The 8,508-nt window shown below is 76.3% G+C and carries 7 protein-coding genes and 1 pseudogene; 7 read left to right on the top strand and 1 reads right to left on the bottom strand.

Going from position 1 to position 8,508, the window contains the following annotated elements; all coding sequences use genetic code 11:
* The 6 genes and pseudogenes from I4I78_RS03970 to I4I78_RS03945 form a co-directional block, all read left to right on the top strand.
* Nucleotides 1-531, top strand: a pseudogene (locus I4I78_RS03970) (MFS transporter); the annotation flags it as partial.
* A 139-nt stretch (nucleotides 532-670) separates the two neighbouring features.
* Nucleotides 671-1,672, top strand: coding sequence for a DUF4397 domain-containing protein (locus I4I78_RS03965; protein ID WP_218609801.1), 1,002 nt, complete (start codon nucleotides 671-673; stop codon nucleotides 1,670-1,672).
* 10 nt (nucleotides 1,673-1,682) lie between these two features.
* Nucleotides 1,683-2,354 carry a class F sortase gene (locus I4I78_RS03960; protein WP_218609800.1) on the top strand — a complete coding sequence of 224 codons (672 nt, stop codon included), beginning with the start codon at nucleotides 1,683-1,685 and terminating at the stop codon, nucleotides 2,352-2,354.
* A gap of 122 nt (nucleotides 2,355-2,476) precedes the next feature.
* Nucleotides 2,477-3,601, top strand: a complete 1,125-nt coding sequence (locus tag I4I78_RS03955) for a glycosyltransferase (protein WP_218609799.1) — start codon at nucleotides 2,477-2,479, stop codon at nucleotides 3,599-3,601.
* Nucleotides 3,602-3,687: 86 nt separating this feature from the next.
* Nucleotides 3,688-4,746 carry a hypothetical protein gene (locus I4I78_RS03950; protein ID WP_218609798.1) on the top strand — a complete coding sequence of 353 codons (1,059 nt, stop codon included), beginning with the start codon at nucleotides 3,688-3,690 and terminating at the stop codon, nucleotides 4,744-4,746.
* Nucleotides 4,739-6,229, top strand: a complete 1,491-nt coding sequence (locus I4I78_RS03945) for an oligosaccharide flippase family protein (RefSeq protein WP_218609797.1) — start codon at nucleotides 4,739-4,741, stop codon at nucleotides 6,227-6,229. The genes I4I78_RS03950 and I4I78_RS03945 overlap by 8 nt, the downstream gene beginning before the upstream one ends.
* Before the next feature lie 184 nt (nucleotides 6,230-6,413).
* On the opposite strand, the gene I4I78_RS03940 is transcribed toward I4I78_RS03945, so the two are convergent.
* Complete coding sequence (locus I4I78_RS03940) at nucleotides 6,414-7,646, bottom strand: putative glycoside hydrolase family 15 protein (RefSeq protein WP_218609796.1); 1,233 nt, start codon at nucleotides 7,644-7,646, stop codon at nucleotides 6,414-6,416.
* A gap of 86 nt (nucleotides 7,647-7,732) precedes the next feature.
* Between I4I78_RS03940 and I4I78_RS03935 the strand changes: the two genes are divergently transcribed.
* Nucleotides 7,733-8,500: an SDR family oxidoreductase gene (locus I4I78_RS03935; protein WP_218609795.1), complete on the top strand. Its 768-nt coding sequence runs from the start codon at nucleotides 7,733-7,735 to the stop codon at nucleotides 8,498-8,500.
* Nucleotides 8,501-8,508 lie beyond the last annotated feature (8 nt).

Raw genomic sequence — 8,508 nt, 5'->3', positions numbered from 1 at the left:
GCCGTCGCGGTGGCGGTGCTCGCGGTGGCCGTGCTCGGCGGTGTCGACGCGGTCGAGGAGTACTTCCCGCTCATCGCCTCCGATGCCGGCATCGCGACGGCCGCGGTCCCGCTGGTGCTGCTCGTCGTCCCGGTCGCCGGGGCGCTCGGGTCGGCCGTGGGCGGGCGGATCCGCGGACGGGCCGGTGCTGTGCTGCTCGTGGCCTCCGCCGCGGCCCTCGGCGCGGGCGGACTCACCACGCACCCGGTCGGGCTGGTCGGCGTCACGGTCTTCTGGGGTCTCTACCAGGCGGTCCGGGTGTACGTGGAGTCCCGGCTGCAGGACCGGATCCGCGGCCGCTCCCGGGCCACGGTGACGTCGGTGGCCTCCTTCGGTACCGAGCTCTCCGGCATCGTGCTGTTCGGCGCGTGGGCGCTCGGCGGCGCCGGCTTGGTGGCGGTCCTCGTGCTGGCGTGCACGCCGTTGCTGCTGCCGCGCACGAACGGGGCCGGCGCGGGTGCCGGCGACCACGCGGAGTCGACCGAACCGTGACCCCGACGAGATACGGAACACCCTCTCGGGATCTATGATGACCCCGTCCGGCCAAGATCGTGACTGTCGGTGTCCACACTGTGCGGCCGGCCGGGCCCAGAGCGTGACGGTCCGCCGTCGACCCGGCAGAGGGAGATCGATGCGACGCCATCGACTGCGGCACCAGAGGCGTGACCGGCTGCTCGGGCTACTGGGCATGGCGCTGCTGGTCGGCGCGGCGACCCTGGCGACGGCCCCGATCGCCGGGGCGCAGGAGCCGACCGGCCAGATCCGGCTCGGGCACCTGTCCCCGACGACGCCGGGCGTCGACATCACGCTCTCCGGTCCCGAGGGACCGTCCTCGGTGGACCAGCGGATCGCGAGCGGGGCCGCGTACGGCGCCGTCACCGGGTACCTGAAGCTGGTCCCGGGCCGGTACACGATCTCGATGCGCCCCGCCGGCAGTGACCCGAACGCCGAGGCCCCGCTGGCGGCCGGCCTGCAGGTCGCGGCCGGCACCGCGCAGTCGTTGCTGTTCTTCGACAACGGCTCCGGCGGCTCGGTGCGCGGCGAGCTCGTCAACGACGACCTGTCCGTCCCCACCGCGGCCGACGGCAAGGTCCGGCTCGTGCAGGGCGCCGACGGCCTCCCGCCGCTGCAGGCCCTCGCCGTCGACGGCCCGAAGCTGGCCACCGACCTCGCCTACGGCACCGTGACCGACTACGCGACGGTCGCCGCGAAGACCTGGGACGTGCGGCTCAGCGCCGGCGGGCAGACCCTGGCCGGGCAGCTCCCGGTCGGCGGTGGCTCGGTGAACACCGTCGTGGTGACCCGGGACACCGCCGGCAAGCTGGCCGTCAAGCCCCTGGCCGACGTGGCGGGGCTGCCGGTCGGGATCCCCGCCAACCCGACGCCGTCGGTGCAGCAGCCCTCGGGCGCCCCGGAGGCCGCCGCGCCGGCGGCCCCGGCAGCCCCGAAGCCGCCCGCGGCCAAGCCCGCCCCGCAGCAGCAGATCCCGATCGGCGGCGTCCCCGCGGGTGCCGGCGCGACGGCCGGGGGCGGGCCCGGCGTCCTGCCGATCCTGCTGGCCCTGGCCGGGGCCCCGCTGCTGGTGTTCTCGATGTCGTCGATGAGCGCGGCGCGGCGCCGGTCGAGCGGCTGAGACCGTGCTGATGAGCCGGGGCCGCTCCGACGCGGTCCGGCTCGGCCCGACCGGCCGGGCCGTGATCGCGGTCGCGGTGTTGGCGGTGCCGCTGGGCGCGGCCGGTCTCGGCCTCTCGAACTCCGGCGGGCCTGCGACCACCCCCGCGCAGACGGTCGCGCCCGAACCCGCCGTCGCCGCCGCGCCGGCCGCCGTCCGCGCCGACGTGGTGCCGACGGCCGGGCGCCCCGGCAAACCGGTCGCGGCCCCGGCCGGGCTGTCGGTGCCCGCGATCGGGCTGAACACCGGCGCTCCGGAACGGCTCGGCCTCGACCCGGCGGGCCGGCTCACCGCGCCCGTCGACTACGACCGGACCGGCTGGTACGCCCAGGGCCCGAAACCCGGCGAGGCGGGCCCGGCCGTGATCGTCGGGCACGTCGACTCGTTCCGCGGGCCCGCGGTGTTCTTCCGGCTGCGCGAGATGAAGGTCGGCCAGGAGATCGTCGTGACCCGCACCGACGGCTGGAAGACCCGGTTCGTCGTCGACTCGGTGCGCAGCTACCCGAAGGACGCGTTCGCCTCGGACGAGGTCTACGGCCCGACCGCGAACGCCCAGCTGCGCCTGATCACCTGCGGCGGCGCGTTCGACCGGGACGTGCGCTCCTACGAGGACAACGTCGTGGTGTTCGCCTCCGTGCACTGACCGACACTGTCGGTGATCTTGGCTGAGGCGCCGGTCACACCGGCTGTGAGCAGTGGTAACGAACGACGTCGGCGTGTCGACGGCTCAGGTGGACGGACCGGTCGGGGGACGGAGGCGCGACAGTGCGGATCCTGCACGTCAGCCAGCCGGTCGACGCCGGGGTCGCGGCCGTGGCCGGGGCGCTGTGCACCGACCAGCGCGACCGCGGCTGGGACGTCGCGCTCGCCTGCCCGCCCGGCCCGCTGGCCGACCGGGTCACCGCGTCCGGCATCCGCGTCCGCACCTGGGACGCCTCCCGCGGCCCCGGCCCGACGGTGCTCGCCGAGGCCCGCGCGCTGGCCCGGATCGTGCGCGCGGAGGATCCCGACGTCGTGCACCTGCACAGCTCCAAGGCCGGCCTCGCCGGGCGCCTCGCGGTCCGCGGGCGCCGCCCGACGGTGTTCCAGCCGCACGCCTGGTCCTTCGACGCCGTCGGCGGCCCGGTCGCGGCCGCGGCGCGCGGGTGGGAACGCCTCGGTGCTCGCTGGACCCACCGCCTGCTCTGCGTCAGCGACGCCGAACGTTCCGCGGGCCGCGCCGCGGGGATCGGCGGCGACGCGCTCGTCGTCCCGAACGGCGTCGACACCGACCGCTTCACCCCGGCCCCGTCCGCCGCGGCCCGCGCCGCGCTCGGGCTGGGCGGGGGCCCGGTCGTGCTCTGCGCCGGGCGCCTGACCCGGCAGAAGGGCCAGGACCTGCTGCTCGAGGCCTGGCCGTCGGTCCGCGCCGCCGTCCCGGACGCGACGCTGGTGCTGCTCGGCGACGGCCCCGAGGGCCCGCGTCGGCGCGGCGAGCACCCGGACCCGTCGGTGCTCTGGCGCGGCGCCGTCGACGACCCGGCGCCCTGGTACGCCGCCGCCGACGTGCTGGCGCTGCCGTCGCGCTGGGAGGGCATGCCGCTGGTGGCGCTGGAAGCACTGGCGTCGGGACGCCCGGTCGTCGGCTTCGACGTGACCGGCGTGCGCGAGGCCGTCGGCGACGCCGGTGCGGTCGTGCCGGCGGGCGACACCGCGGCACTGGCCGCAGCGTTGGCGGCGCGGCTGGACCCGTCCGGACCTGGCGCCGCCGAGGGCGCGGCCGGCCGGGAGCGGGCCCTGGAGCTCTTCGACCGCAGGCGCAGCGCGGACGCGGTGGCGGAGATGGTGCTGCAGCTGACACGCGCCGCGACCGGCGGACATCCGACGAACAGGCGCGAGGAAGTGCGATGAGCAGCAGGAACGGCACACGCAAGCGGGCGGTGACCGCACCGCCGAGACGCCGTGACGGCCGGTCCACTGCAGGGCAGGATGGTGCAGTGCCCCTCGAGCGCGACGCCGCCCGCCTCCCGGGCACGCCCGACGGCGAACCGTCCGCGCCCCCCGCGCGGGGCACGCCGCCGCCCGGACCGGCGGACACCGCCTCCCGCCGTCCCCGTCGCCGCTGGCCGCGCATCACCGCCGTCGCGGTCGTTTCCGGGATCGTCGTCGCCGCGCTCGTGCTCGGCGTGACCGCGCTGCTCACCCCGTCGTTCTCCGGCCGGGCCGGGCTGCTCGCACTGCCCACCGAGTCCAGCGGCTCGACGCTGCTCAACCGGTCCGGCGTCTCCACCGGCTACGGCGAGGTCGTCGGCCTCGCGATGCCCTCGATCAGCGACCTGGTGACGTCGCCGACGCTGCTCGACGCGGTCGCCGCGCAGGTCCCCGGCTCGCCGCCGCCCGACGAGCTCGGCTCCCGGATCGGCGTCGAGCTGCTCGCCGGCTCCGGCGTCGCCCGGATCTCGGCCACCGCCGACTCCCCGGAGCTCGCGGGCCGCCTCGCCGAGGCCGTCGCCCAGCAGGTGATCCGAGCCGACCTGCTCGCCCCGGCCGGCACGCTGCGCACCCTGGACGCCCGGGCGTCGGTCACGCAGGTCAGCCCGGACTGGACGCTGGCCACCGGCCTGGCGCTGATCGCCGGCCTGGTCGCGGCCCTGGCCGCCGCGCTCGCGATGCGCCCGTTCCGCGCCCGCGTCCCCGCCGGACGCGCCGCCCTCGAGGCCGTCACCTCCACCGGCCGCGGCCCGGTCGCGGTGTTCGACGTCGACGACCCCGCCCTGCTCGACCGTGTCGGCGTGCTCGTGCGCGCCGCCGACCGCCCGCTGCGCGTCATCGCCGCGGGCCCCGGTGTCGACGGCGCCGTGCGCGGCCTGTGCAGCGACCTCGCCGAGAGCGGCGCCGCGCCGCGGGCCGGGAACGGGTCGCGGGACGGGGACGGGGCCGTCGCCCCGTCGGTGCTGGTGGTGGTGGACCGGGCCGCCGTGCGCGGCGACGACGTCCGCGGCGCGATCGACGCGCTGCCGCCGTCCGAACCGGTGCTCGCGGTCGTCCTTGTCTGACGCCACCCCCGTTCCCGGGAGCGCTGCGCCCGGGAGCGCGCCGCCGGGGAGCGACAGCCTCGGCACCCGCGCCGCCCGCGGCTCGCTGTGGCTGGGCCTGGTCAACCTGCTGGCCAAGGGCAGCCAGGTCGCGCTCACCGTGGTCCTGGCCGGGTTCCTCACCGAGGGCGAGCTGGGCCTGGTGACGGTCGCGGTCGCGCTGGTCAACGTCGGCCAGGTCGTGCAGTCCATGGGCGTGTTCGACATCGTCTCGCGCACCGCCCGCGACCCGGCCCGGATGGCCGGCACGATGATGACGATCAGCGTCGGCATCGGCACCGTGCTCGCCGCCACCGCGGTGCTGCTGGCCGAGCCGATCGCGACGGTGCTGGGGACGCCCGGCTCGGCGCCGCTGATCCGGATCGCGGCGCTGAGCCTGCCGTTCACCGCCGCGGCCGGTGTCCAGATGGGCCTGATGCACCGCAACCTCGACTTCCGCCGCAGGCTGCTGCCCGACGGCGGTAGCGCGCTGGTGGTCACGGTCGTCACCGTGGCGCTGGCCGCGACCGGGCACGGCGCGGCCTCGCTGGCGATCGGCCTGCTCTGCGGGGCGGTGCTGCAACCGCTGCTGTGCGTGGTGGCCGGCGCCCGGGTCCGGCCCCTCTGGGACGCCGGTGCGGCCGGCGAGGCGCTGCGCTGGACCCGCGTGGTCGGGCCCGGCGCGGTGATCGCGATCCTGCTGATCAACGTCGACTACCCGGCGGTGGCCCGGATCCTCGGCCCGGACGCGGTCGGCGTCTACTCGCTGGCGTTCCGGATCGCGTGGGCGCCGTACGTGATGGTGGCGCTGGTGCTCGGCGCGGTGTCGTTTCCGGTCTACGCCCGGCTGCGCCGCGAGGGCGCGGAGATGCGCGGCGCGGTGAGCCGGTTCGTGCGGGCCCTGCTGGTGCTGGCCGGGGCGCCGTACGTGATCGCGGCGGTGATGGCCGACCGGGTCGTCGTCCTGGACGCGCGGTGGGCGCCCGCGGCACCGGTGCTGGTCGTGCTGTGCGGGTACGGGATCGGCTTCGCGCTGCAGTACATGCTGCAGGAGGTCGTGCGCGCGGTGGACCGCCCGGGCGCCTACCTGCTGTTGCAGGTCGCGCACCTGGTGCTGCTCGTGGTCGGGCTGGTCGTGCTCACCCCGTACGGCGTGCTCGGGGCGGCACTGGCGCAGCTCGTCGCCGTCTGGGTCGTGGTGCCGCCGGCGCTGCTGGTGCTGCACCGCGCCGGCGCCCTGCCGCAGGCCGGGCCGGTGCTCCGCACCGTCGGCGGTCTCGTGCTCGCGGCCGGGGCCTGCCTCCTGGTGCGGTGGGGGACCGACCACCTGGGGCCGCTGTCCGACCCGGCCTCGGTCGTCGGACTGATCGTGGACGGGCTCCTGCTCGCGACCGCGTTCCTGGCCGTGATGGCCCTGACCAACCGCGACCTGGTCCGCGACCTGCGCCACCTTCGGGTGGGCTGACGGCCTCGCCCGGGGATCCTGGGGACCATCGGCCGGCCGGTGCCGCCGCGGTCCGAGACGCCGATGATCGGTGCTTCGGTACCGATCGTGGCCACCGGTGGCCGGAATCGGTACCGAACTGCTGATCATGTGCGGTTCGGTGCCTGCGCGGGCCTCATGGCCGTGCGACGGCGGCCGAGGCCGGTCAGCGTCGCACCAGGACCTCGCCGTCGGAGGCGAAGACGGTCAGGTCGCCGGTGATCGGGGTGCCGTCGGTGGTGCTCAGCCCGGCCGGCGGGGTGACGGTCGCATCCTCGGCACCCGGGTTCAGCGCGACCCAGCCCCCGGTGAACTCCCGCGTCCACACCCCGGAGCTCTGCTGCTCGGCCGGTCCGCGGGGCTCGCCGAGAGCCAGCGACTGGTACCCCGAGAACGCCGGACGGGAGTAGTCGCCGGCCTCCGGGCCGGTCCAGCACGTCCGGTCCCCGGCCAGCAGCGCCGCTCCGGCGAACCCGGCCCGCTCCGCCGCGCCACCCGACGACTCCTGCACGCCCGCGGTCTTCGTGACCAGCAGGGTCAGGTGCCTACCGTCGGAGGAGGTGCGCATCATCTCGTCCCACTGCGGTCCCTGCCAGGTGAGCAGCTCGTCCCCGGCGTACTGCGCGAAGTTCTCCTCCATCGCCCCGCCGAAGCGCGCGTGCTCGGTCCAGCGGCCGGGGTGCAGCCGGGCCTCGGACAGGTTCGGGATCAGCAGCTTCCCGCTCCCGGCCAGCGCCGAGCCGGCGACGCCGATCATCCGGTCCAGCCCGTCCCGGATCAGCCGGTCGGTCTCCGCACGCGAGGACGTCCCGGCCAGCACGGCGTCGGAGTAGAAGCCCAGGCTGGCGAAGTCGTTGTCGGCGAACACGCCGTCCCACCCGTCGCGGACGGCCTCCGCGGTCACCGACGACGCCCATTCCCGCTGGTAGTCGGGGTTCCAGACGGCCATCTGCCAGTGCTGCGGGTAGGGCGCCCACTCGATGCGGGCGCCCGCGGTGTCGGTCGCGAACCACTCGGGATGGTCGCGCCCGGTCGCGGTGAAGTCGACGCCGGTCGGCAGCAGCCCGCCGTGCGCGGTGGCCGTCTCGTAGCTGCGGGTCGAGGACAGGTCCTTGTAGACGAGCACGGTGACCGCGGGGTTCAGCGCCTTGAGCCGTTTCTGGGCGGCCACCTCCCAGGCGTTGAGGATGACGACCTGGTAGCGCTGCGCCGCGTCGACGAGCTGGGCCTCGGTCGGGACGGCGCCGATCGCGTTCCACAGCCCGCACACGGCCGGGTCCGGCTGCGGTACGCGCCCGGTCGGCTCGGTGTGCCTCGTCGGGACGCCCGCTGCGCACCCGGCCAGCACGAACGCCGCGAGTGACAGCGCGACGACGATCCGGCCATGGGGTCGAAGCACGGAGGAACGCCGCCTAGAGTCCATACGTCCGATCATGTCGAGATTCGTGCCGCGGTGTCGGGGACGGCGCTCGGGGAGGAGCCGCTGTGCCGGACGGTAGGGGCTGGGCCGTGGTGACGGGGGCGTCGAGCGGGATCGGCGCGGCGTTCGCCGTCGAGCTGGGACGCCGTGGTCACCAGGTGCTGCTGGTCGGCCGCGACCAGGGCCGGCTCGACGCCGTCGCCGCGCGGGTGCCGTCGTCGCGCACGCTGGCCGCCGACCTGTCCGACCCGGCGGGCCTCTCCGCGGTGCAGGCATTCCTGACCGACCCGGGCACCCCGGTCGCGCTGCTGGTCGCCAACGCCGGTACCGGCGCGATCGGCTCCCTGGTCGACGTGGGTGAGCCGGACCTGCGCGAGACCGTCGAGGTGAACCTGACGGCGGTGGCCTGCCTGCTGCGCTCGGCGCTGCCCGGCATGCTCGCCCGCGGGAGCGGCGGGATCGTCACGGTCTCCAGCTCGGCCGTCGACTACCCGGCGCCGCAGCACCCGGTCTACGCCGCGACGAAGGCCGCCGTGGAGCACCTGACCCGCACGCTGCGCGCCGAGGCCGGCCCGCACGGCGTCGTCGTGACGTGCGTGCGGCCCGGCTACGTCCGCACCCCGTTCCACGACCGCCACGGCGCCCCCGTCGACGACGTCCCGGCGGATCGCTGGCAGACCCCGGAGCGGGTCGCGGCCGCGGCGCTGCGCGCGCACGACCGCGACCGGGCGTTCGTCGACGTCCCCCGCCGGCGCCTGCTGGACCGGCTCTGGCCGCACATCGCCCCGCTGCGGCGGGTGCTGGGCCCGGTGAAGCGGCGGTTGACGGGCTGACACGTGCT

Origin of the sequence: Pseudonocardia sp. KRD291 (assembly GCF_019263595.1) — a bacterium.
In the GTDB taxonomy this organism is placed as follows: Bacteria; Actinomycetota; Actinomycetes; order Mycobacteriales; family Pseudonocardiaceae; genus Pseudonocardia.
Note: the sequence above shows the minus strand (reverse complement) of the source record. Positions and strands in the feature narration are given on the sequence as shown.

What these genes read in the sequence shown, in the direction of transcription:
- I4I78_RS03965 (WP_218609801.1), top strand. Translation starts at nt 671, where the DNA reads ATGCGACGCCATCGACTGCGGCACCAGAGGCGTGACCGGCTGCTCGGG.
- I4I78_RS03960 (WP_218609800.1), top strand. Translation starts at nt 1,683, where the DNA reads ATGAGCCGGGGCCGCTCCGACGCGGTCCGGCTCGGCCCGACCGGCCGG.